Annotated in this window: 21 protein-coding genes; 12 read left to right on the top strand and 9 right to left on the bottom strand. The window is 68.0% G+C overall.

All coding sequences use genetic code 11. From position 1 onward, the window contains the following. The first annotated feature begins 4 nt into the window (after window positions 1-4). From D3H34_RS11435 to D3H34_RS11425, 3 genes are all read left to right on the top strand, one after another. A complete protein-coding gene (locus tag D3H34_RS11435; RefSeq protein WP_119553579.1) occupies window positions 5-1,456 on the top strand; it encodes an efflux transporter outer membrane subunit in 1,452 nt (483 codons plus the stop codon). 38 nt (window positions 1,457-1,494) lie between these two features. Further along, entirely contained in the window at window positions 1,495-2,163 is a 669-nt protein-coding gene (locus D3H34_RS11430; RefSeq protein WP_119553687.1) for a helix-turn-helix transcriptional regulator, read from the top strand. 62 nt (window positions 2,164-2,225) lie between these two features. Next, window positions 2,226-2,807, top strand: coding sequence for a superoxide dismutase (locus tag D3H34_RS11425; RefSeq protein ID WP_119553578.1), 582 nt, complete (start codon window positions 2,226-2,228; stop codon window positions 2,805-2,807). A 56-nt stretch (window positions 2,808-2,863) separates the two neighbouring features. On the opposite strand, the gene D3H34_RS11420 is transcribed toward D3H34_RS11425, so the two are convergent. Next, complete coding sequence (locus tag D3H34_RS11420) at window positions 2,864-5,434, bottom strand: hypothetical protein (RefSeq protein WP_119553577.1); 2,571 nt, start codon at window positions 5,432-5,434, stop codon at window positions 2,864-2,866. Between the two features lie 102 nt (window positions 5,435-5,536). Then, window positions 5,537-5,914, bottom strand: coding sequence for a VOC family protein (locus D3H34_RS11415; protein WP_119553576.1), 378 nt, complete (start codon window positions 5,912-5,914; stop codon window positions 5,537-5,539). A 251-nt stretch (window positions 5,915-6,165) separates the two neighbouring features. On the opposite strand from D3H34_RS11415, the gene D3H34_RS11410 reads away from it, so the two are divergent. Next, window positions 6,166-7,155 carry a Bug family tripartite tricarboxylate transporter substrate binding protein gene (locus D3H34_RS11410; protein WP_119553575.1) on the top strand — a complete coding sequence of 330 codons (990 nt, stop codon included), beginning with the start codon at window positions 6,166-6,168 and terminating at the stop codon, window positions 7,153-7,155. 110 nt (window positions 7,156-7,265) lie between these two features. Here the strand turns inward: D3H34_RS11410 and D3H34_RS11400 are convergent, their stop codons facing one another. From D3H34_RS11400 to D3H34_RS11385, 4 genes are all read right to left on the bottom strand, one after another. Beyond that, on the bottom strand, window positions 7,266-7,523 hold the full coding sequence (locus tag D3H34_RS11400) for a hypothetical protein (protein ID WP_119553574.1): 258 nt from the start codon (window positions 7,521-7,523) through the stop codon (window positions 7,266-7,268). A gap of 15 nt (window positions 7,524-7,538) precedes the next feature. After that, window positions 7,539-8,312 (bottom strand): SDR family NAD(P)-dependent oxidoreductase, encoded by a 774-nt coding sequence (locus D3H34_RS11395; RefSeq protein WP_119553573.1) that lies wholly within the window; start codon window positions 8,310-8,312, stop codon window positions 7,539-7,541. 72 nt (window positions 8,313-8,384) lie between these two features. Further along, entirely contained in the window at window positions 8,385-8,858 is a 474-nt protein-coding gene (locus tag D3H34_RS11390) for a hypothetical protein (RefSeq protein ID WP_119553572.1), read from the bottom strand. Window positions 8,859-8,868: 10 nt separating this feature from the next. Beyond that, window positions 8,869-9,633, bottom strand: coding sequence for a Crp/Fnr family transcriptional regulator (locus D3H34_RS11385; RefSeq protein ID WP_119553571.1), 765 nt, complete (start codon window positions 9,631-9,633; stop codon window positions 8,869-8,871). A gap of 84 nt (window positions 9,634-9,717) precedes the next feature. Here D3H34_RS11385 and D3H34_RS11380 point away from each other — a divergent pair, with 84 nt between their 5' ends. The 7 genes from D3H34_RS11380 to D3H34_RS11350 all read left to right on the top strand — a co-directional run bounded on the left by D3H34_RS11380 (window position 9,718) and on the right by D3H34_RS11350 (window position 18,079). Next, window positions 9,718-11,682 (top strand): AMP-dependent synthetase/ligase, encoded by a 1,965-nt coding sequence (locus D3H34_RS11380; protein WP_119553570.1) that lies wholly within the window; start codon window positions 9,718-9,720, stop codon window positions 11,680-11,682. Continuing rightward, window positions 11,679-12,464, top strand: coding sequence for an ABC transporter ATP-binding protein (locus D3H34_RS11375; protein ID WP_119553569.1), 786 nt, complete (start codon window positions 11,679-11,681; stop codon window positions 12,462-12,464). Before D3H34_RS11380 ends, D3H34_RS11375 begins: the two co-directional genes overlap by 4 nt. Before the next feature lie 15 nt (window positions 12,465-12,479). Continuing rightward, the gene (locus tag D3H34_RS11370; protein WP_119553568.1) at window positions 12,480-13,409 is read left to right on the top strand and encodes a branched-chain amino acid ABC transporter permease; all 930 of its coding nucleotides are present in this window, start codon (window positions 12,480-12,482) and stop codon (window positions 13,407-13,409) included. A gap of 3 nt (window positions 13,410-13,412) precedes the next feature. Next, a complete protein-coding gene (locus D3H34_RS11365; RefSeq protein WP_119553567.1) occupies window positions 13,413-14,477 on the top strand; it encodes a branched-chain amino acid ABC transporter permease in 1,065 nt (354 codons plus the stop codon). A 66-nt stretch (window positions 14,478-14,543) separates the two neighbouring features. Continuing rightward, window positions 14,544-15,875 (top strand): ABC transporter substrate-binding protein, encoded by a 1,332-nt coding sequence (locus tag D3H34_RS11360; protein WP_119553566.1) that lies wholly within the window; start codon window positions 14,544-14,546, stop codon window positions 15,873-15,875. Between the two features lie 97 nt (window positions 15,876-15,972). Continuing rightward, the gene (locus D3H34_RS11355; RefSeq protein WP_119553565.1) at window positions 15,973-16,785 is read left to right on the top strand and encodes an ABC transporter ATP-binding protein; all 813 of its coding nucleotides are present in this window, start codon (window positions 15,973-15,975) and stop codon (window positions 16,783-16,785) included. Between the two features lie 46 nt (window positions 16,786-16,831). After that, window positions 16,832-18,079 carry a phenylacetate--CoA ligase family protein gene (locus D3H34_RS11350; protein ID WP_119553564.1) on the top strand — a complete coding sequence of 416 codons (1,248 nt, stop codon included), beginning with the start codon at window positions 16,832-16,834 and terminating at the stop codon, window positions 18,077-18,079. On the opposite strand, the gene D3H34_RS11345 is transcribed toward D3H34_RS11350, so the two are convergent. Continuing rightward, window positions 18,070-18,993: a hypothetical protein gene (locus tag D3H34_RS11345; protein WP_286185631.1), complete on the bottom strand. Its 924-nt coding sequence runs from the start codon at window positions 18,991-18,993 to the stop codon at window positions 18,070-18,072. The genes D3H34_RS11350 and D3H34_RS11345 overlap by 10 nt on opposite strands. A 59-nt stretch (window positions 18,994-19,052) precedes the next feature. After that, window positions 19,053-20,237: a M48 family metalloprotease gene (locus D3H34_RS11340; RefSeq protein WP_119553563.1), complete on the bottom strand. Its 1,185-nt coding sequence runs from the start codon at window positions 20,235-20,237 to the stop codon at window positions 19,053-19,055. Between the two features lie 203 nt (window positions 20,238-20,440). Between D3H34_RS11340 and D3H34_RS11335 the strand changes: the two genes are divergently transcribed. Beyond that, complete coding sequence (locus D3H34_RS11335; RefSeq protein WP_119553562.1) at window positions 20,441-21,415, top strand: tripartite tricarboxylate transporter substrate-binding protein; 975 nt, start codon at window positions 20,441-20,443, stop codon at window positions 21,413-21,415. Between the two features lie 172 nt (window positions 21,416-21,587). Here the strand turns inward: D3H34_RS11335 and D3H34_RS11330 are convergent, their stop codons facing one another. Next, window positions 21,588-23,390, bottom strand: coding sequence for a carboxypeptidase regulatory-like domain-containing protein (locus tag D3H34_RS11330; RefSeq protein ID WP_286185629.1), 1,803 nt, complete (start codon window positions 23,388-23,390; stop codon window positions 21,588-21,590). Window positions 23,391-23,504: the final 114 nt, after the last annotated feature.

The following is a 23,504-nucleotide window of genomic DNA, read 5'->3' as shown; positions in this document are numbered from 1 at the left end:
GAGCATGACCATGACAAGAAGACTCTTCTCTTACGCCGCGCCGTTCGCCCTCAGCGTGCTGGTGCTGGCCGGTTGCGCGGTCGGCCCGACCTACACCGCGCCGAACGACGCGCCGGTCGCCATCTCCGCGCCCGAGCGCGCGCTGTTCGCACCCGACGCGGTGCAGCGCGACTGGTGGCGCCAGCTCGACGATCCGCAGCTCGATGCGCTCATCGACCGCGCGCTGGCCGGCAACCACGACATCCGCATCGCGCAGGCCCGGCTGCTCGAAGCCCGCGCGATGCAGACCGAAGCCGAGCTCGACCGCCTGCCCGTGGTGACGCTGGGCGCCAGCAAGACGCGCAGCATCGCCCAGGGCAACGGCGTGCCGGCCGATGCACGCACGCTGGCGCAGAGCAGCCGCGCGGGCTTCGACGCCGGCTGGGAGATCGACCTCTTCGGCCGCCTGCAGCGCCTGGACGAGGCCGCCACCGCGCGCGCCCAGGCCAGCGTCGCCGACCTCGAGCAGGTGCGCATCGTGGCCGTGGCCGAACTGGCGCGCAACTACTACGAGATGCGTGGCGCCGAACAGCGCATGGCCGTGACGCACCGCACCCTCGACAGCCTGCGCCAGAGCCTGCGCGTGACCGAGGCGCAGGTGCGCACCGGCCGCGGCCTCGAAGGCGACCTGGCGAGCGCGCAGGCCAACCTGGCCAGCACCGAGAGCCAGCTGCCCGCGCTCGAAACCACGCGCCGCCAGGCGGCGTATCGCGTCGCCGTGCTGGCCGGCCTGCGTCCGGCCGAGTTGGAACCCATGCTGCAGCCGCAACCCTTGCAGGTGCTCGACAAGCGCCTGCCCATCGGCGACCTGGGCGAGCTGCTGCGCCGCCGGCCCGACGTGCTGCGCGCCGAGCGCGGCCTGGCCGCCAGCACCGCCGACGTGGGCGCGGCCACGGCCGAGCTGTACCCGCGCTTCGACATCGGCGGCTTCCTGGGTTTCATCGCGCTGCGCGGGTCGGACCTGGGCAGTTCGTCGAGCCGCGCCTTCAGCGTCACGCCCGGCGTGAGCTGGCCTGCCCTGCGGCTGGGCTCGGTCAAGGCCCGCCTGCGCGGCGCCGAGGCCCGCGCCGACGGCGAACGCGCCGTCTACGAACAGACCGTGCTGCGCGCCATCGAGGATGTGGAGAACGCCCTCACCGGCTACGGCCAGAACCAGCTGCGCCTGCAGCGGCTGCTGGAGGCCTCGGCCCGCAGCGGCCGCGCCGCCGAACTGGCCCAGGTGCGCTACCGCGAAGGCGCCGCGCCCTACCTGAGCGTGCTCGACGCGCAGCGCACCCTGCTGCGCGCGCAGGACGCCGTGGCCGAGGCCGAAACCGCCTCATTCACCAGCCTCGTGGCGCTTTACAAAGCGCTCGGCGGCGGGTGGCAAGCGCCCTCCGAAGCGCCCACGGATGCGAGGGGAGGCCCAACCACCTGACAATGACGCTGTTTTCCCTCCCCACGACCGAAGCCGCCATGTCCGCCGCCCCCGATGCCACCAAGCCCACCTGGCTGCCGCACCAGCCGGCAGACCGAATCCTCTCCACGCTGAAGACCCGTGGCGCGCTCGGCATTCCCGACATCGCCAAGGTGCTGAACGTGACGGTCGAGGCGGTGCGCCAGCAGATGTCCAAGCTCGAGGCCGAAGGGCTGGTGGACGCCGAGAGCCGCCCCAGCGGCCGCGGCCGGCCCACGCAGATCTGGCGGCTCACCGGCGAGGGCCACAAGCGCTTTCCCGACACGCACGCCGAGATGACGGTGCAGATGATCAGCGCCGTGATCAGCGTGTTCGGCGAGAAGGGCATGGACCAGCTCATCGGCGCGCGCGAAGCCACCATGCGCGCCACCTACACCGAGGCCATGCGCGGCGCGCACGACCTCGAGACGCGGCTCGAGCGGCTCGCGAACATCCGCAGTCGCGAGGGCTACATGGCCGAGTACCGGGCCGAGGACGAGGGTTTTCTCTTCATCGAGAACCATTGCCCCATCTGCACCGCGGCGCAGGCCTGCACGGGCTTTTGCCGCAGCGAGCTGCAGCTGTTCGACGAGGTGCTCGGCGCCGAGGCCGACGTGAGCCGCGTCGAACACGTGCTCGCGGGGGCGCGGCGCTGCGCCTACCGCGTCGTGCCCAAGCCCCGCACCTGAGGTGCCGGACCGTTTTCCGTTTTTTTTGCTTTTCCCCCACCAACCTAGAAAGAAAGACCCACATGGAACACACCCTTCCCCCCCTGCCGTACGCCATCGACGCACTGGCCCCCGAGTACTCGAAGGAAACGCTCGAGTACCACCACGGCAAGCACCACAACGCCTACGTGGTGAACCTGAACAACCTGCAAAAGGGCACCGAGTTCGAAGCGATGACGCTCGAAGAGATCGTCAAGAAGTCCAGCGGCGGCATCTACAACAACGCCGCCCAGATCTGGAACCACACCTTCTTCTGGAACTGCATGAAGCCGCAAGGCGGCGGCGCACCGACGGGCGCACTGGCCAAGGCCATCGACGCCAAGTGGGGCAGCTTCGACGCCTTCAAGGAAGCCTTCGTGAAGTCGGCCGTGGGCAACTTCGGCTCGGGCTGGACGTGGCTCGTGAAGAAGGCCGACGGCTCGGTGGACATCGTGAACACCGGCGCCGCCGGCACGCCGCTGACCACCGCCGACACCGCGCTGCTGACGGTGGACGTGTGGGAGCATGCGTACTACATCGACTACCGCAACCTGCGTCCGAAGTTCGTCGAGACCTTCCTGGCCAAGCTGGCCAACTGGGACTTCGCGGCCAAGAACTTCGGCTGAAGCCGGATCGCCCCGTGAAAGAACCGCCTTCGGGCGGTTTTTTCATGGGTGCTGAATCAGCGCGGCGCCGTCACCATCCAGTCGATCCAGCGCGCCACGTGCGCTTGGTCGAGGTCGAAGTAGTGGGTGTGGGCGCCGAGGCCGAGGCATTCCTCGTGCTCGGCCTCCGTGCGCCATGCCGGTGGCGCCTGATCCGGCGTGTAGCCCTTGTCGTCGGCGCCCCAGAGCCAGCGCCCCACGTAATCGCCCGCGGTGTAGAGGTTGACCCAGCGGGCCACGCCGACCTTGGCGGCGCTGGGCCCGCCGCCGTTCGCGTCTTCCGCCGTCACCCAGCCATAGAGATGCGGAAAGCGCGCCGCGTAGAGCTGGCGCAGCGGGCAGCCGGCCGTGAGCAGCAGGAGCCTGCTCCTGTTGAGCGCGGCCCAGAGCTGCGTCACCCGCGCATCGACGTTCTGCGCCGCGCGGAACTGCAGGTAGCGCAACAGCTCCGTCGAGATCACCGTGCCCTGGCTGTGGGCCACGATCACGATGCGGTCGTAGCCCTGCGCCGCCACGTGCTCCAGCAGCGACACATAGCGCGAGAAGATGCGCGCACGCGGGATGGCGCGGCGCGGAAACTCGCGGAAGTGGCCGTCGACGTCCAGCGCCACGTCGAGCGGCATGCGCAGGCCCGGCACGGTGCGCGACAGGAAGCCGCCGAGCAGCATGACGGCAGCACCCAGCGTGGCGGCGCTGAAGATCAGCGGCTTGAGGCCGCTCTGGGACAGCCTGGCCACCCACTCGTGCGCATTCTCGATCCGGCCTCCGAGCGACACACCGCATTGCGCCAGCACCAGCAACACGGCCACCGCGCAGGCGGCGATCACGCTGGCGGTGGTGAGGAAGGTGACAAAACGGTCGAGCCGCCGGTAGCCTGCGCCGAGCCAGTGGCCCAGGCGCTGCGACGTGCCAAAGGCCACCTTGAGCTCGGCGAGCAGGCTGGGCACCAGCACCGCGACAAGGTAGACCAGCAGCGACAGCGTGAGGCCCGCCGTCAGCGCGAAGGCCTGCGTGCTCTTCTCGTAGCGGTTGTGCAGGAAGTTCGCGCCGTCGGCCCAGTAGATGCCCTTGCCGAACCAGAACGGCGCGTAGTCGACGTTCTTCGCGCCGAGCTCCACGAGGTTCGTCAGCACGGCCCAGAACGCCATCGACAACGCCACGAACGCCGCCACCGACACGAACAGCCCCAGCCGCCCCGTGGCGATGCTGGCGCGTGTGGCCTCGTCCTTGCCCGGCACCATGTACCCGGCCAGCAGCCAGGCGATCAGCAACACCCCGGCCACGCCCCACCAGGCCACGACACCCAGCAACAGGTACTCGACCACCCGCATGCCGGCGCGCACCCAGTGGCGCAGGTCGTCCGTGCCGCCCGCCGCCGAGGCGTTGATCGCCACATGCACCAGCAGTGCCGCCACGATCAGCGCCATCAGGGCCAGGCCCCAGGTGCGCGCCGCCGGGAAGCGGTCGCGCGCGATGCGCAGCGCGCGGTCGCTCAGTGCGGCCAGCACCGCGACCCACGCCACGCCGACCACCCAGTGCGCCGGCACCTGTGTCCACAGCAACCAGCCCGCCAGCACGCCGTACGCCCCGACCGCGACCCGCCCGGAAACGCCCGGGGCACCTTCATAGCTGTACCACCACAGGCCCACCACCGGCACGCCCACGGCCAGCACCCTGCGCAGCAGTTCGGCATGGGACAGCACCTGCGGCTGCAGCTCGGGTTGCACCAGACATCCGAGCCCCGCGATCACCAGCCCGACCATCAGCAGCTGCAGGAAGAGGTTCGCCAGCAGGTTGGCAAAGGCCCAGTCGAGCGCGGTCTGCAGCGACGCCAGGCAGGCCCAGCGCTTCGCCCCCGGCGGCCGGGGTTTCCGGTTCACGCCGGCCGCCTCGGCCGCCCGGTCCACCGCGTCGCGCCCGAGCTGCGAGAGGCGGAACACGATGGTGAAGAGCTCGGCCACGATGCGCGCCACCGAGCCCGGCAGGCGCGACAGGTCGGCCCAGTACATCTCGTGCACGTCGATCTGCTGCTGCGCGGACGGCCCGTCGGCACCGGTCGCGTCGCGCGTCATGCGCACGCGCGTGGCCTCGTAGGCCTCGTGGTCGGGCTCGGCGCGCTGCGACTTGAACAGCAGGTAGTCGCTGAAGGCGATGTCGGGGTGGTTCCTCTTCAGCTCGCGGGGCGTGAGCGGTCCGCGCCCCTTGGCCGCGCGCACCACGCCCGCGTCGTCGGTCTCCGAGGTCGAGATCCAGTCGTCGGCGCTGAAGTCGGAGGTCTTCGACTGCTGCATCGCCTTGCGCACGGGCGGCACGTACGGCTTCTGCGCGTTGGTGCCTTTCGCGGCGGACTTCTTCGGATGCCCCGTGCGCTGCTGCACCATCGAGGTCAGCGGCGGCACCGGCAGGAGATGGCTGTCGCAATCGGCCTGCCGATACGTGGCGCCCTTGCCGGGGTTGTTGAGCATCAGCGACGCGATGGCGCGAGCCGTGTCGCCGGCCTTCTGGTCGGCCACGCCGTGGATGGCGATGACCGCGACGCGCTCGGGACGGGCGGATGGTTGCTGCTCGGGCGACGACGGTGCGCTCATGTCCGGACTCCTCCATGCCAGGCGGATGCATGGCAGCAGGGATTGTCCGCAGCGCGCCGCCCTTGGCTTCCCCCAAACGGGGGATGCCGGACGGACAGGGGCTCAGTCGTTGATCAGGTTCAGGATGTTCCCGTCCGGGTCCTTGAACCACGCCACCTTCATGTCGCCCATCACGTGAATGTCGCCTTCGAGCCTGGTGTCGGGCATGTCGTAGTGCTCGAAGCGCACGCCCTTGGCCTTGAGCGCCGCCACAAGGCGCTCGATGTCGCCATCGACCGACCAGGTCACGGCCGTGGCCTGGTTGGTGCCCGCGAAGGCCGAGCGGTAGACGTTGAGCCGGGTGTTGCCGCTGCGGTAGACGACGACCTCGTCGCCCTCCGCATCGACCTGCGTGAGACCGAGCGTGTCTTCATAGAAGCGGCGGGCCGCGGCGAGGTCTTTCACCGCCAGGTTGGCCACTGCATTGATGTGTCCGAGCATGGGAGCCTCCCATAAAGAGGAACGAGAGGAACGGCGCCGGGAAAACGAGCGCCGGGCGAGCCAGAAATACTCAACCATTTGGTGGAGTATTCGACTCGCCCCGAGCGCTGTCAATGCGTTCGAAAGTACACACCGCGACCGCTTCCGCCCCCGCCAGCCGAGACGAGGGCCATCGCCAACCGCGAAAACCCCGCGCCGGCACTTCCGGCAGACTGCATCCCCCCTGCCCCCAGAACGAGACAATGCACCCCATGACCCGATCGACACTCCTCCGTCCGCTGGCCTTCGCGCTGGCTTTCACCGCCGTGGCGGCCACCGCCCCGGCGCATGCCCAGACTGCCGCCTACCCCGCCAAGCCCATCCGCATGGTCGTGCCCTTCCCGCCCGGCGGCGGCACCGACATCCTGGCGCGCCTGGTGGCGCAGAAGCTCACCGAGGCCAATCACTGGACCGTGGTGCCCGACAACCGCGCGGGCGCCGGCGGCACCATCGGCATCGCCGAGGCCGCGCGCGCCACACCCACGGGCTACGACATCGTGATGGGCCAGAAGGACAACATGGTCGTCGCGCCCTGGCTCTACAAGAGCCTGAGCTACAACCCGGTGAAGGACCTCACGGCCGTGGCCCACGTGGCCTACACGCCCGTGGTGATCGTCACGCAGGCCAACTCGAAGTTCAAGACGCTCGACGACGTGCTGAAGGCCGCGCGCGCCGCGCCCGACACCATCACCTATGGCTCGCCCGGCAACGGCACCACCATCCACCTGGCCGGCGAAATCTTCAACGGCGCGGCCAAGATCAAGATGCGCCACGTGCCCTACAAGGGCTCCAACGCGGCCATGATGGACGTGCTCGCGGGCAACGTCGACCTGATGGTGTCGTCGGTGCCTTCGGCCATGGCGCAGATCAAGGCCGGCAAGCTGCGCCCGCTGGCCGTCACCTCCGCCAAGCGCAGCACCTCGCTGCCCGACACGCCCACCGTGGCCGAGCTGGGCTACAAGGACTTCGACGTGAGCACCTGGTACGGCGTCTTCGTGCCGGCCGGCACGCCCAAGGACATCGTCACCACGCTGAACGCGGCGGTCAACAAGCTGCTGGCCACGCCTGAGATGAAGGCGGCCATCATCGCCCAGGGCGCCGAGCCGCAGAGCATGTCACCGGAGCAGTTCGGTGCGCTGCTGAAGACCGACTACGAGAAGTGGAAGGGGATCGTGCAGGCCTCGGGGGCGACGATCGAGTAAGACTGGTTTTCACCAGGAACACCGCGGAACCGGCTTTGCCGGGCCGCAGGTGTTGCCCCCGGCAGGGGGTTGGCGAAGCGACACGAAGTGCGCGAAGCCTGGGGGCGAGTTCAATCAGGCACGAACTTCGCGTTGAAGATCTCCACGTCCCCCGCATCCTCGAACGTCGCCACCTGCCCCATCTTCCCGTCGCTCATGCGGCAGGCCGAGAACAGGCTGTAGCGGCCCTTGAAGTAGAACTCGTCCATCACGATCAGCGTGTACGGGTACGGCACGAACACCTGGTGCGCGAAGACGATGCGGTGCACGTTCCTCGGCGACGGGAAGAGCTTGTAGTCGAGCGTGTCGATGGACTTGGCGGTGGCCATGATCGTCGTGCCCCCTCAGGCCGGGTCGCGCACGTCGGCCACGGGGTTCGTGCCGAAGTCCGCGCGCGCCAGGTAGGCAAGCACCTTCTGCGCCGCGTCTTCGGGGCTGGCGAGCATGCCGTCGCTCTTCATCTTCTCGAAACGCACGCGGTCCGGGAACTTGTCGGCCGAGGCGCCGCGCAGCTGCACCTGCATGTCGGTGTCGATGATGCCGGGCGCCAGCGACACGATGCGCGCGCCGTTCGGTGCCTGCGCTTCCTCGAGCGCCACCGAGCGCGAGAAGTGGTCCATGCCGGCCTTGGCGCCGCAGTAAGGCGCCTGGCTGCCCATCGCGTTGCGGCCCAGGCCCGACGAGATGTTCAGCACCTTGCGCACACCGCGCCATTCGCGCGTGGCGCCCAGGAAGGCGGCGGTGAGCAGCATCGGCGCTTCGAGGCCGATGCGCAGTGCCAGCGACAGCTCGGCTTCCACGGCGCGCGACAGCGGCGCGGGGTTGCCCACCGTGCCGGCGTTGTTGATGAGCGTGACGCTGTCGAAGCGCTGGCCGTCCAGCGTGTGCAGCCAGGCCGACAGGCGCGTCGCGGCGGCCACCGGGTCGGACAGGTCCTGCTCCCATTGCGTCAGCTCGGCGCCAGCGGCCTTGGCAGCTGCGGCCAGTTCGGGCGACTGCTTGCGCGAGATGCCGAGCACCGTGTGGCCGGCCTGCAGCAGCTGTTCGGCCATGGCACGGCCCAGGCCGCGCGAAGCGCCGGTGATGACGGTGAGGTGGGAAGAAGCAGAAGCGGTCATGGAGGCGATGTCTCTTGTAGGGAATGAAGGGAAGGCCGCGAGCTTAAGACGATTCGCGAAACCCGCAGGGGTCTACTTGAATTGCTTGCGCAGGAAGTTGCGGTGACGCGCGATGTGCTGCAACTGCGCGGGCGCCACGCTGCCGCCGAGGTCGACCTCGTCCGCGCCGTTGAGCACCGCGTTGGCGTTCGCCATGGCGCGCGCCACCACTTCTTCCTCGCTCACGCCGAGCTGCGCCGCCAGGTCGAGCGCGACGCGGCGCATGGCGCGCTGCGACAGCATCCACATCGCGCCGAAGCGGTCCCAGGCCAGCGCGGCTTCCTCGGACTTCTCGCGGTCCGCGAGGATGTCCCTGAGCGGGCGCGCCAGCACCTCGTTGAGCGCATCGATCTGCGCGCTCAAGGCCTCGTTGCGGTCGATGGCTTCCTCGAGCGTGGGACCGTCGTCCTCCTCGTTGCGGGCCTGCGTGGCCTGTTGCTGCGGCGGCGGGAGAAAGCTCGCCTGCGCGTCGGCGGGCACGATCTGCAGGTGGTCGGACAGGGCCATGGTTCTTCTTTCAGGTCGATGTGTTGTTGTTCTTGCGGCTCGTCATCGCGGTGGCGCGCAGGCCCGGCAGGTCGAGCACGCGCAGGCCGCCGTATTCGACGCGGATCAACCCCTGCGCCGACAGCGCATTGAGCGCCTCGTTCACGCGCTGGCGCGACAGGCCGACAAGATACGCCAGCTCCTGCTGCGTGATGCGCAAGACCTCGCCCACGCCGGGGTAGAGCACCGGGTTGAACAGCGACACCAGGTTGCGCGCCACGCGCGCGTCGGGGTTGTTCAGGCGGTCGATCTCCAGCGCCGCGATGAACTGGCCCAGCCGCTCGTTGAGCTGGTTCATCACGAAGCGGTTGAAGCCGATGGAGTGGTCGAGCAGCCAGTGGAAACTCTCGATCGGCAGCCCCGCCACGAGGCTGCGGCGCAGCGCCTGGATGTTGTAGCGGTAGGGCTCGCGCTTCATCACCGTGCCTTCGCCGAACCAGCCGCCGGGCGGCACGCCGGTGTAGGTGACCGAGCCGCCGTCGGCGTTGTCGTTGCTCATCTTCAGCAGGCCTTCGATCACGCCGAACCAGTAGGTGGGCGAGCGCCCCACGCGGCACACGAGATCGCCCGGCTCGGCCTCGCCGACCACCAGCGTGGCCTCGGCGCGGCGGCGCTCGGTGGGCGTGAGCGTGTGCAGCCACGGAATGCCCTCCATCTCGGCGGCATTGGCGGGACGCACGCGGTCCTTGATGGAACCGCCGAGCACGCTGTGGTGGTTGAGGTTGCCTGCAGGCATCGGGAAACTCCGGGGAGTAGTGTCCCTAGGATTGTCGTTGGAACGACAACCGGGCGTCAAAGTGCGACCTACGATCCGGCCACTGTGCAAACCACCGCCCCCACCTTCCCCCGTCTGCTGCTCGCGCATGCCGAGGCCCGTCCCGAGGCTCCCGCCGTGCGCGAAAAAGACCTTGGCATCTGGCAAACCTGGACCTGGCACGCCGTGGCGCAGGAAGTGCGCGAGATGGCCTGCGGTCTGGCAAGCCTTGGCTTCAAGGCCTTCGACAACCTGGCGATCGTCGGTGCCAACCGGCCGCACCTGTACATGGCGGTGCTCGCCGCGCAAAGCCTGCGCGGCGTGCCCGTGCCGCTGTACCAGGATGCGGTGGCCGGCGAGATGGTCTTCATGCTGAACGACGCCGGCATCGAGTTCGTCATCGTCGAAGACCAGGAGCAGGTCGACAAGCTGCTCGAGTGCCGCGAACTCCAGCAAGGGCAGGAAGGCCAGTCAGCAGGCATCCGCCACATCATCTACGACGACCCCAAGGGCCTGCGCCACTACGACCAGCCGGGGCTCATGAGCTACGAGCAGTTGCGCGAACTGGGCCGCGCCTTCGACAAGGCCAACGCCGGCTACTACGACCGCGCCGTCGCCAGCGGCGAGGCCACCGACGTCGGCGTGATCCTCTACACCTCGGGCACCACCGGCCGCCCCAAGGGCGTGTGCCAGACGCACGCCAGCTTCATCGCGGCAGGCCGCGGCGGCGTCGAGACCGACAAGCTCGGCCCCGGCGACAACATCATGAGCTACCTGCCGATGGCGTGGGTGGGCGACCACCTGTTCTCGGTGGCGCAGTGGCTGGTGGGCGGCTTCACGCTCAACTGCCCCGAGTCGGCCGAGACGGTGATGAACGACATGCGCGAGATCGGCCCGAGCTACTACTTCGGCCCGCCGCGCACCTTCGAAGGCCTGCTCACGGCCGTGTCGATCCGCATGGAAGACGCGGCCGCGCCCAAGCGCTGGCTGTACGCGAAGTTCATGGCGCTGGCACAGCGCGTGGGCGCCGACATCCTCAACGGCGCATCCGTGAGCACCGGCGACCGCCTCATGTACAGCCTGGGCAACCTGCTGATCTACGGCCCGCTGCGCAACGTGCTGGGCATGAGCCGCATCCGCGTGGCCTACACGGCCGGCGCGGCCATCGGGCCCGACCTGTTCCGCTTCTACCGCTCCATCGGCGTGAACCTCAAGCAGTTCTACGGCCAGACCGAGACCTGTGCCTACGTGTGCCTGCAGCAGGACGGCAAGGTCAAGCTGCAGACCGTGGGCACGGCGGCGCCGGGCATCGAACTCAAGATCGCCGAAGACGGCGAGGTGCTGGTGCGCGGCGTGTCGGTGCTCAAGGAGTACTACAAGCGCCCCGACGCCACCGCCGAGGTGCTCGACGCCAACGGCTACTTCCACACCGGCGACGCAGGCGTGCTCGACAGCGAAGGCCACCTGCGCATCATCGATCGCGCCAAGGACGTGGGCCGCCTCGTGAGCGGCGCGATCTTCGCGCCCAACTACATCGAGAACAAGCTCAAGTTCTTCCCGCAGATCAAGGAGGCCGTGTGCTTCGGCAACGGCCGCGACGAGGTCTGCGCCTTCGTCAACATCGACTTCGAGGCCGTGGGCAACTGGGCCGAGCGCCGCGGCCTGGCCTATGGCGGCTATGTCGACCTGGCCGGCAAGCCCGAGGTGCTGACGCTGGTGGCCGAGTGCATCGCCAAGGTCAACGCCGACCTCGCCGCCGAGGACGGCATGGGCGAGACGCAGATCGCGCGCTTCCTCGTGCTGCACAAGGAACTCGATCCCGACGACGACGAGCTGACCCGCACGCGCAAGGTGCGCCGCGGCTTCATCGCCGAGAAGTACGCCGTGCTGGTCGACGCGCTCTACGGCGGCAAGACCGAGCAGTTCATCGAGACCCAGGTCAAGTTCGAGGACGGACGCACGGGCGCCGTCAGCGCCACGCTGAAGATCAACGACGCCAAAACCTTCCCCATCGTGAAGGCCGCTGCATGAGCAATCGCAAGACCGGCGACGTCATCCTCGACGTCCAGAACATCTCCTTGAGCTTCGGCGGCGTGAAAGCGCTGACCGACATCAGCTTCAACGTGCGCGAGCACGAGGTGCGGGCCATCATCGGCCCCAACGGCGCGGGCAAGAGCTCGATGCTGAACTGCATCAACGGCGTGTACTGGCCGCAGCAGGGTTCCATCACCTTCCGCGGCCAGACCTTCAAGCACATGAACTCGCGCCAGGTGGCCGAGATGGGCGTGGCGCGCACCTTCCAGAACCTGGCGCTGTTCAAGGGCATGAGCGTGCTCGACAACATCATGACCGGGCGCAACCTCAAGATGAAGAGCGGCCTGTTCGCACAGGCGCTGCGCTGGGGCCCGGCCGAACGCGAAGAACTGCAGCACCGCGAGTTCGTCGAGCACATCATCGACTTCCTGGAGATCCAGGCGCACCGCAAGACGCCGGTGGGCCGCCTGCCCTATGGCCTGCAAAAGCGCGTCGACCTCGGTCGCGCGCTGGCCATGGAGCCGCAGGTGCTGCTGCTGGACGAGCCGATGGCCGGCATGAACGTCGAAGAGAAGCAGGACATGAGCCGCTTCATCCTGGACGTGAACGACGAGTTCGGCGCCACCATCGTGCTCATCGAGCACGACATGGGCGTGGTGATGGACATCTCCGACCGCGTCGTGGTGCTGGACTACGGCAAGAAGATCGGCGACGGCACGCCGGACGAAGTGCGCAACAACGAAGACGTGATCCGCGCCTACCTTGGCGTCGAGCACTGATCACGAAAGAACACGATGGGCTTTTTCCTCGAAACCCTTTTCGGCGGCCTCATGGTCGGCATGCTGTATTCGCTGATCGCGATCGGCTTCGTGCTGATCTACAAGGCCTCCGGCGTCTTCAACTTCGCGCAGGGCGCGATGGTGCTGTTCGCCGCGCTGGCCATGGCGCGCTTCGCCGAATGGTTCCCGCAGTGGTTCGGCTTCCAGAGCCAGATCCTGGCGAACATCCTGGCCTTCATTGCCGCCATGGCGGTGATGATCGTCGTGGCCTGGCTCATCGAACGGCTCGCGCTGAGCAAGCTGGTGAACCAGGAAGGCATCACGCTGCTGATGGCCACGCTGGGCATCGCCTACTTCCTGGATGGCGTGGGCCAGACGATCTTCGGCAACGACATCTACAAGATCGATGTCGGCATGCCCAAGGAACCGCTGATGGTGCTCGAAGGCACCTTCCAGGGCGGCCTGCTGCTGAGCCAGGAAGACCTGGTGGCGGCGGCGGTGTCGGCCGCGCTGGTGGTGGTGCTGGCCATCTTCTTCCAGAAGACCGCCACGGGCCGCGCACTGCGCGCGGTGGCCGACGACCACCAGGCCGCGCAGTCCATCGGCATTCCGCTGTCGCGCATCTGGGTGATCGTGTGGTCGGTGGCCGGCTTCTCGGCCCTGGTGGCCGGGATCATCTGGGGCTCCAAGCTCGGCGTGCAGTTCTCGCTCTCGCTGGTGGCGCTGAAGGCGCTGCCGGTGGTGATCCTGGGCGGTCTGACCTCGATCCCCGGCGCCATCATCGGCGGCCTCCTGATCGGGGTCGGCGAGAAGCTGTCCGAAATCTATCTCGGCCCCATGCTCGGTGGCGGCATCGAGATCTGGTTTGCCTATGTGTTGGCATTGGTCTTCCTGCTCGTGCGGCCCCAGGGCTTGTTCGGCGAAAAAATCATCGATCGGGTCTGAGCAATGTTCTACAGAGAAAACGGCCAGTTCAAGTCGAGCTATCGCGCCGACCAACAGATTCTTCCGATCGCGCAGGATCGCCTGGCGATGCTGGTGCTGCTGCTCGTGGCCTTCGTGGTCGTGCCAATGGGCGTGTCCGACTACTGGATGCGCGCCATCCTCACGCCCTTCCTCATCCTGTCGCTGGCGGCGCTCGGCCTGAACATCCTGGTGGGCTACTGCGGCCAGATCTCGCTGGGCACGGGTGCCTTCATGGCGGTGGGTGCGTATGCGGCCTACAACTTCCAGGTGCGCATCGAAGGCATGCCGCTCATCGCCTCGCTGCTGCTGGGCGGGCTGTGCGCCACGGTCATCGGCGTGCTCTTCGGCATTCCGAGCCTGCGCATCAAGGGCCTGTACCTCGCGGTGGCGACGCTGGCCGCGCAGTTCTTCACCGACTGGGCATTCCTGCGCATCACGTGGTTCACCAACAACTCGTCGTCGGGCTCGGTGAGCGTGGCGGGGCTGAACGTGTTCGGCGTGCCGATCGAATCGCCGGTGCAGAAGTACCTGTTCTGCCTGATCTTCGTGGTGGTGTTCGCGCTGCTCGCGAAGAACCTGGTGCGCAGCGCCATCGGCCGCGAGTGGATGGCGATGCGCGACATGGACGTGGCGGCGGCGGTGATCGGCATCCGCCCGGTGTACGCCAAGCTCACGGCCTTTGCGGTCAGCAGCTTCATCGTCGGCGTGGCCGGCGCGCTGTGGGGCTTCATTCACCTGGGCGCGTGGGAGCCGGCGGCGTTCAGCATCGACCGCTCGTTCCAGTTGCTGTTCATGGTGATCATCGGCGGGCTCGGCTCGATCATGGGCAGCTTCTTCGGTGCGGCGTTCATCGTGCTGCTGCCGCTCTTCCTGAACCAGCTGCCCGCGTGGCTGGGCTTCTCGATCTCGACCGCACTGGCCTCGCACCTGGAGACCATGATCTTCGGCGCGCTGATCGTGTTCTTCCTGATCGTGGAGCCGCACGGCCTGGCACGGCTGTGGTCCACGGCGAAGGAAAAACTGCGGCTGTGGCCCTTCCCTCACTGACCCCGATTTTTTGAAGTTCCCGTTCGCAAAAACCCGGCACCGAGGTGCCCACAAAAGGAGACAGGCATGACACTGAAATCGCTCGCTCTGACCGCCGCCCTGGTGGCCACCACCCTGGGCACGGCGCTGGCGCCGTCGCTCGCGCAAGCCCAGGCCAAGGAACAGTTCTTCCCGCTGCTGGTGTACCGCACCGGCCCCTACGCGCCCAACGGCACGCCCTGGGCCAACGGCAAGCAGGACTACATCAAGCTGGTCAACGCCACCGGCGGCATCAACGGCGTGAAGATCGCCTATGAGGAATGCGAAACCGGCTACGCGACCGACAAGGGCGTGGAATGCTACGAGCGCCTGAAGGGCCGTCCGGGCGTGGCCCTGTTCGATCCGCAGGCCACCGGCATCACCTTCGCGCTGACCGACAAGGTGCCCACCGACAAGATCCCGCTCATCACGCTGGGCTACGGCCTCTCGGCCTCGCAGGACGGCGGCGTGTTCAAGTGGAACTTCCCGCTGATGGGCTCCTACTGGACCGCGGCCGACATCCTGATCCAGCACATCGGGAAGAAGGAAGGCGGCATGGACAAGCTCAAGGGCAAGAAGATCGCCCTCGTGTACCACGACTCGCCGTTCGGCAAGGAACCGATCCCGCTGCTGCAGGAACGCGCCAAGCAGAACGGCTTCGAGCTGTCGCTGATTCCCGTGACCGCGCCCGGTGTGGAGCAGAAGTCGGCCTGGCTGCAGGTGCGCCAGTCGCGTCCTGACTTCGTGCTGCTGTGGGGCTGGGGCGTCATGAACTCCACCGCCCTGAAGGAAGCCGTGGCCACGGGCTACCCGCGCGAGAAGATGTACGGCGTGTGGTGGGCCGGCGCCGAACCCGACGTGAAGGACGTCGGTGCCAACGCCAAGGGCTACAACGCACTCGCATTGAACACCTCGGGCACGCAGCCGAAGGTGATCCAGGACATCCTGAAGCAGGTGCACGACAAGGGCCAGGGCACGGGTCCGAAGGACGAAGTGGGCTCGGTGCTCTACACGCGCGGCGTGATCATCCAGATGCTGACCATCGAGGCCGTCAGGCGCGCACAGGAGCGCTTCGGCAAGGGCAAGGTCATGACCGGCGAACAAGTGCGCTGGGGCATGGAGAACCTCGCACTCGACCAGAAGAAGCTGGACGCACTGGGCTTCTCGGGCGTGATGCGTCCGGTGAGCACTTCGTGCCAGGACCACATGGGCTCGAGCTGGGCACGCGTGCACACGTGGGACGGCGCCAAGTGGGGCGGCATGTCCGACTGGTATGAGGCCGACAGCCAGATCATCAAGCCGATGGTGAAGGCTGCCGCCGACAAGTACGCGGGCGAAAAGAAGATTACCCGCCGCGAAGCGGCCGACTGCCAATCCTGATGCACTGACAAGAAACGAAAGTGCCGTGGCGGCTCGCGAGAGCCGCCATTCGCAAGGACGGCGATGTGCCGTTCTTGCGAATGCTTCGGACCACACCATGAGCGAACCCAAGATCCTTCTCAACGTCAACGGCATCGAGGTCATCTACAACCACGTGATCCTCGTGCTCAAGGGCGTGTCGCTGACCGTGCCTGAAAGCGGCATCGTGGCGCTGCTCGGCGGCAACGGCGCCGGCAAGACGACCACGCTGCGCGCCGTGAGCAACCTGCTCGCGGGCGAACGCGGCGCCGTGACCAAGGGCACCATCGAGCTGCGCGGCGAGCGCATCGAGGCGCTGTCGCCGGCCGAGCTGGTCAAGCGCGGGCTGATCCAGGTGATGGAAGGCCGTCACTGCTTCGCCCACCTGACCATCGAAGAGAACCTGATGACCGGCGCCTACACGCGCACCGACGGCAAGCCCGCGGTGCAGGAGACGCTGGAGAAGGTGTACGCGTATTTCCCGCGCCTGAAGACGCGTCGCACCTCGCAGGCGGCCTACACCTCGGGCGGCGAGCAGCAGATGTGCGCCATCGGCCGCGCGCTGATGGCCAACCCGACGATGGTGCTGCTCGACGAGCCCTCGATGGGCCTGGCGCCGCAGATCGTGGAAGAGGTGTTCGAGATCGTGAAAGACCTCAACACCAAGGAGAAGGTGACCTTCCTGCTGGCCGAGCAGAACACCAACATGGCGCTGCGCTACGCCGACTACGGCTACATCCTGGAGAACGGCCGCATCGTGATGGACGGCGAAGCCAAGAGCCTGCGCGAGAACGAGGACGTGAAGGAGTTCTACCTCGGCGTGGGCGGCGCGGACCGCAAGAGCTTCCGTGATGTGAAGAGCTACAAGCGGCGCAAGAGGTGGCTGGCCTGAAGTACCCACCGCACAGCGACTGAATCGATAGACGAAGGGTACGGACATGAACGACCACTACGACAAGCTAGAAATCCGCGACCCCGCCGAACGCGAACGTGACCTGCTGGCCGCGCTGCCGAAGCAGATCGCCCAGGCCCAGACCGCCACCTCTGCGTTCACGAAGATCCTCGACGGCGTGAAGCCGGCCGACGTCACGACGCGCGAGGCGCTCGCGAAGCTGCCCGTCACGCGCAAGTCGGAACTGCTCGAGCTGCAGAAGGCGCGCCGCGCCGACGACCCCTTCGGCGGCTTTGCGTCGATCGTGCGCGGGCCGCGCATGCCGCGCATCTTCGCGAGCCCCGGCACCATCTACGAACCCGAGGGCGAGGCACGCGATTACTGGCGCACGGCGCGGGCCTTGCATGCGGCGGGCTTTCGCAGCGGCGAGCTGATCCACAACAGCTTCAGCTACCACATGACGCCGGCCGGTTCGATCATGGAAAGCGGCGCGCATGCCATGGGCTGCACCATCTTCGCGGGCGGCACCGGCCAGACCGAGCAGCAGCTCGAAGCCATCGTCGACCTCAAGCCCGACGGCTATGCGGGCACGCCGAGCTTCCTGAAGATCCTGCTGGAAAAGGCCGAAGAAAAGGGCCAGAAGCTGCCGTGGTTCACCAAGGCGCTGGTTTCGGGCGAGGCCTTTCCGCCCAGCCTTCACGACTGGATCGCCGCGCACGGCGTGCAGGGCATCCAGTGCTACGCGACCGCCGACCTGGGCCTCATCGCCTATGAAACCAGCGCGCGACAGGGCCTGGTGATCGACGAAGGCGTGCTGGTCGAGATCGTGCGCCCCGGCACGGGTGACCCGGTGCCCGACGGCGAGGTGGGCGAGATCGTCGTCACCACCTTCAATCCCGACTACCCGCTGGTGCGCTTCGGCACCGGCGACCTCTCGGCCGTGCTCGCGGGCACCTGCCCCACGGGCCGCACCAACAAGCGCATCAAGGGCTGGCTCGGCCGCGCCGACCAGACCACCAAGGTGCGCGGCATGTTCGTGCATCCCTCGCAGGTCGCCGAGGTCGTGCGGCGCTTTCCCGAGATCGTGCGCGCGCGCCTCGTGGTGTCGGGCGAGATGGGCGACGACCAGATGACCTTCAAGCTCGAGTGCGCCGGCGCCCCGGCCGGGCTCGACGCGCGCATCGCCGACGCGGTGCGCGAAGTGACCAAGCTGCGCGGCACCATCGAGCTGGTGGCACCGGGCAGCCTGCCGAACGACGGCAAGGTGATCGAGGACGCGCGCAGCTACAAGTAGGCGCGGTACAGGCGGCGCACGACGGTGCGCGTGAGCAGCACCGTCAGTGCGAGGTAGATCGGCACGAGCACGATCAGCAGGATGACCAGGTCGCCGACACCGGCCATGCTGGTCTGGGACGGCTCCAGCACTCCGAGCCCCGCGAGGAAGACGGCTGCGCAGCCCGCCAGCACGAGCACGAAGGCCAGCACCGATGCGGCCACAGCGCGGAACGGCCGGACCCGTGCGGGAAGCGGGCCCGGGCCGATGCCGAGCCATGCGCCCCAGAACACCAGGGCGAAGACACACAACGGCGGCACGACCCAGCTCAGGAAGGGCGCCACGTGATCCAGGGTTCTCATGGCCTCGTCCCAAGGGGCCGTGGCCATGACGCACCAGATCTGCGCCGAGGCGGACACGGCTGCGATCAGCCACGCCATCGTGGCGCGGCCCGGCGATGCCGTGGCGCCCTCGCCCGCGTCGCCCGCCTCGCCCGCCTCGATCGGCGACGCATCCGGCGACCGGGCGCCTCGCCTCAGCACGACCCAAGTCGCGACCCACACGCCTAGCACCAGCATCGCCAGCTGCACCAGCCGGCCGCCCGGCATGGGGAGCAGCCCGTGGCCGTAGAGCCACGGGCTCAGCACGAAGTAGTCCAGCACCCGCACGACGAGATAGACCCCGGCGTAGCGCACACGCGGGCGGCGCAACAGCGACAGGCTCGTGATGCCGCGCACTTCCAGTGCCTGACGGCCATGGCTCCAGGCCAGCGCCGCCGCCAACACCCAGGCCATCGCGAGGTTGCCCACCATGCCCACCCACGTCTCCAGCGCATAGCCTTCGTGCGCCGAGCCGGGCCACAGCTGCCCGCCGAAGTGGGCCACCACGATGGCCGCTTCCACAGCCACGGTGATGAGCGCAAGGTCTCGCGGCAAACGCCACGCGTTGGCAGGTGGCGAAGCGGGAGACGTCACCGAAGCCAACGAACGCCCACTCACTTCTTGCAGCTGGCCGGCAACGCCTTGTCCTTCAACCCCTCGCCCGCGCTGCAGTGCCACGCGATGCCCCGATCGGTCGACGAGGGCTCCATGCGCAGCGTGCCCTTCGGCGTGGTCACGTCCACCGCCATGCTGTCGGGGTCGAGCGTGAGGGTCGCACCGTTGGGCAAGGTGCCCGGCAGTCCGACTTCAGCCAGGGTGTCGGGGATCTCGGATTTTTCTTCGTAGTGGCGCGTGAGCGCATTGCGCACCGGGGCGCCCTGGGCCCAGGCCTGCGCGACGACGGCGCGGGTCTGGTAGTCCTGGTAGGCCGGAATGGCCACGGCCGCCAGCACGCCGATGACCGCCACCACGATCAGCACCCCCGCCGCGCCGCCGCCGGCCCGGCCGGCATAGGGCACGAAGAGCGCGAGCAGGTACGCCACCGGGTTGCGCTCGGGCAGCTTGACGCCCGGGTCGATGGCGCGTGCGACGCGCTTGGTGAGCCAGGGGTAGCCGCCGATCAGTTCGTGGAACGAGCCCCAGAAGCCGCGGTTGCCGACCGACTGGGCAGCGTAGCGCTGCAGGTTCACGTTGCGCCACTGTTGGGCGCCGGCGGCCAGCGCGACCAGCGCGCGCGGCGCGGAGTCGATCTCGCGGCAGCAGGCGGCGCCGTGCAGGTCGCAGGTGTATTCCTTGGCGCGCGCATAGGCCGCGCCCAGCAGCGGCAGCCAGAGCACCGGTGCGCGCCAGATGTGGCCCGTGAGGTGGCCGCGCCGGATGTGGCCCAGCTCGTGGCCCATGTAGAAGTGGATGCCGTCGGGCTGCGCCTCCATGGCGTCGACCACGTCGGACAGCAGCACCACGAAGTTGCGGCCGAAGAAGCGCGTGGCGAAGGCATTGAAGATGCCGTTGCCGTGCAGCAGATAGGCCTCGGGCGGCTGCGCGATGCCCAGGCGGGTGCAGCAGTCGGTGAAGCGCGCGTGCAGCTCGGGCAGCTGCTCGGGCGACAGGCGCACGCCCGTGCCCTTGATCCAGGCAATGACCGCCGACTGCGCGAACACGTAGCCGATGAAGCCCAGCAGCACATAGACGAGCGCAATGCCCACCGTGCCCACGACGATCAATGCCCAGGCCAGCAGGCCCAGCACGAGCGTGAGTTTGCCGAGCCAGCGCTCGCGCGGATAGACCCAGGGATCCATTGGTTTCTTCTCCTCGATGCCGCCCGGCGGGCAGGCCTGTTGTGGTTGTGGTCGCCCCGGCGCGGGTGCGCGGGACGGGCCCGATCATGCCCCAGCATGGGGCGAAAACGGTGACATTCCTAAGGGCTATTCGGTATGGGTCAGCCCCCGGTCAGCCGATAAGATCGCGACCCTTTCCATTTACCAACTCAGTCGGAGACATCATGAAGAAACTGCTCGCCCTCGCGGCGCTTGCCGCTGCCGCCGTCGGCGCACATGCCCAGGACTTCCCCGCAGGCAAGCCCGTGACGCTGGTGGTGCCTTTCTCGGCCGGTGGCCCGACCGACCGCGTGGCCCGCGACCTGGCCGAATCGCTGCAGAAGACGCTGGGCACGACGATCATCGTGGACAACACCGCCGGCGCCGGCAGCTCGATCGGCACCGCCAAGGTGGCGCGCGCCAACCCCGACGGCTACACGCTGCTGCTGAACCACATCGGCATGTCGACGATGCCCGCGCTGTACCGCAAGCTGCCGTTCAGCGTCGAGAACGACTTCGAGTACGTCGGCATGGTCAATGAAGTGCCGATGACGCTGATCGGCAAGCCCGGCCTGCCCGCCAACAACTACAAGGAACTGGCGACCTGGATCAACGCCAACAAGGGCAAGATCAACCTGGGCAACGCCGGACTGGGCGCTGCCTCGCACCTGTGCGGCCTGCTGTTCCAGAGCGCGCTCAAGGTCGAGATGACGCCCGTGCCGTACAAGGGCACCGCGCCGGCCATCGCCGACCTGCTGGGCGGCCAGATCGACCTGCTGTGCGACCAGACCACCAACACCACGTCGCAGATCGAGGCCAAGAAGGTCAAGGCCTACGCCGTGACCACCAGCAAGCGCCTGACCACGCCCGCGCTGAAAGACCTGCCCACGCTCGACGAGTCGGGCCTGAAGGGCTTCGAAGTGTCGATCTGGCACGGCGTGTACGCACCGAAGGGCACGCCCGCACCGGTGCTGAAGAAGGTCAACGAGGCCATCAAGGCCGCCATGAAGGACCCGGCCTTCATCAAGCGCCAGGAAGGCCTGGGCGCCGTGATCATCACCGACAAGCGCGTCGAGCCCGCCGAGCACAAGAAGTTCGTCACGGCCGAAATCGCCAAGTGGGGCCCGATCATCAAGGCCGCAGGCGTCTACGCAGACTGATTGTTGCTCGCCCCCAGGCTGCGCGCACTTCGTGTCGCTGCGCCAACCCCCTACCGGGGGCAACACCTGAGGCCCGGCAAAGCCGGTTCCTCGGTGTTCCTGGAATTGCATTGAAAAAGCCGCCGGCCCTCACGGGTCGGCGGCTTTTTTCATGCGGTGACGGTGCGAAGACTCAGGGCAGCGAGACAGTCCACGCCTCGAAGCTCTTGCGCACATCGAGCTGGCGTGGCGTGCGTGCCGTGAAGATGAAGCTGCTGACCGACGAGCCCTGCGCGTACTGGTAGGCGTTGTTGCCCACGCTCGTGCAGTGGTTGTCGCTCGGCGTGTTCACCGGCTGGCAATAGATGACCGCCTTGCGTGCCGAGGTGCGCACTGTGATCGAGTCGGTGAAGCGGTTGTTGTTGGGCCCGCGGCCGGCCACCAGGAAGGTGGTCGGGGCGTAGGCGCCGCTGGGCACGGCCCAGCCGTCGAGGTTGCCTTCGGCGCTGAAGTCGATGTTGTTCGCGTTGGGGTCGGAGGGCACCGGCGCCGGGAACACGATGCCGCGCTGAACGCCCTGGATTTCGGGCAGCAGCTCGGCACGCAAGGCCGGCGTCATTTCGACGGTCGGCATCTGCGCGGCCTCGGCCACGGTCGGCGCACGCGAGAAGGTGCGCGCGTACTGCACCGGGTTGGCCCCTCCGGCGGCCAGGAAGAACTCGAGCTTCCAGGTGGCCTGGTCCGGGATGGCGCGCAGTTGCGTGTCGTCGAATTGTGGCGAAGCGAAGAGGTTGCCGGGTTCGATGCTGCTCGGATTGCCGCCTTGCGCCGGGTCCACGTAACGTGCGGCCATGCGCCACAAGGAGGAGTTCACCGCGCCATTGGCCGTCCCGTCGGTGGTGAGCACCAGGGTGGTCAGCCCGGCCCGCGGCACCAGCACCAGCTCGCGGCCCGGCAGCGCGGTCGAGGTGGCCACCACCTTCGAGAAGATCGAGTTGCCGTTGCCGTCGAGCACGTTGTCGACCGACACGTTGTAGCCCGAGGCGTTGTACATGAGGTTCGCGTGCTTCAGGAAGTCCTTCTGCTCGGACACCGGGCGCACCGCCGCGCGGTAGGCGTTGCTGTTGCCGGTGAGCTTCAGGGCGCCGTCGACGATCTTCGCGTTGAAGACGTCGTTGTCGGTGTTGCCGACGACGTCGGTCCAGCGGTAGGTGAGCGCGATGTCGCCGCTCGGATAGAAGTATTCGAAGTTGCCGCGGTCGTGCTTCAGGTTGGTGGGACCCGCGCGGAACAGGCTCTCGAAGGGGCGGCGCGGACCACTCGAGGTGCGCCCGACGTGCAGGCCTGCGTTGACGAAGTTGGCCGGGTCGTCCCCCACGAACAGCGTGCGGCAGGCCGGCGCGATCACGTTGACGGCTTCGCCGAAGGCATTGCCGTCGGAGCCGATGGTGCTGTCCACGCGCTGGTTCAGCGGCAGTGCGTAGCAGGCGTTGATGCGGTCCAGCAGGTCCTTCACCATCGCCGGCGTGGGCGGCTGCACGAGGGCGGCGGCATCGACCGCGGGCAGCGGCGTGATGGTGCTCTCGTCGGTGCGGAAGACGATGGACACCGGCGCCGCGTCTTCGCTGGCGGGCTGCGCCTTGACGGTGATCTCGATGTTGGCCGCCGTGCCGTCGGGGCGCACCGAGACGTTCAACGTGTCGAGGATGCGGTCCTGGCCGGTGCCGTTGGCCTGGAACTCGCCGCTCATCGGGTCGATGCTGGTGTTGAGCGCATCCAGCAGCGGCTTCAGCGCGGCCACGAGCTGGGCGACCTTGTCGCTGATGGCGCCGGAGGTGACGGCGTTCGCGTCGGCCTGCACCGCGGCAGCCAGCTTGGAGGGGTCGCCGTTCGGGGCGAGCTGCGCCACGACGACGGTGGTCAGCGGCGTGACGTTGGTGGTGCCGCCGGCGGCGCTCGCGGTGGTGCTGTAGAGCGTGAGGTCGTCGTGCAGCATTTCCGGCAGGCGCTGCTCTGGCCTTTACGCCTCGTGCCGGCGCCCGGCGCGGCGCCCTCGCACCACGGTCCGTGGCACGTGCTGCGCGACATGGGAGAGGCCTCGCCCTGGCGC

The organism is Acidovorax cavernicola, assembly GCF_003581445.1.
This window is presented reverse-complemented; position numbering and strand designations above follow the sequence as displayed.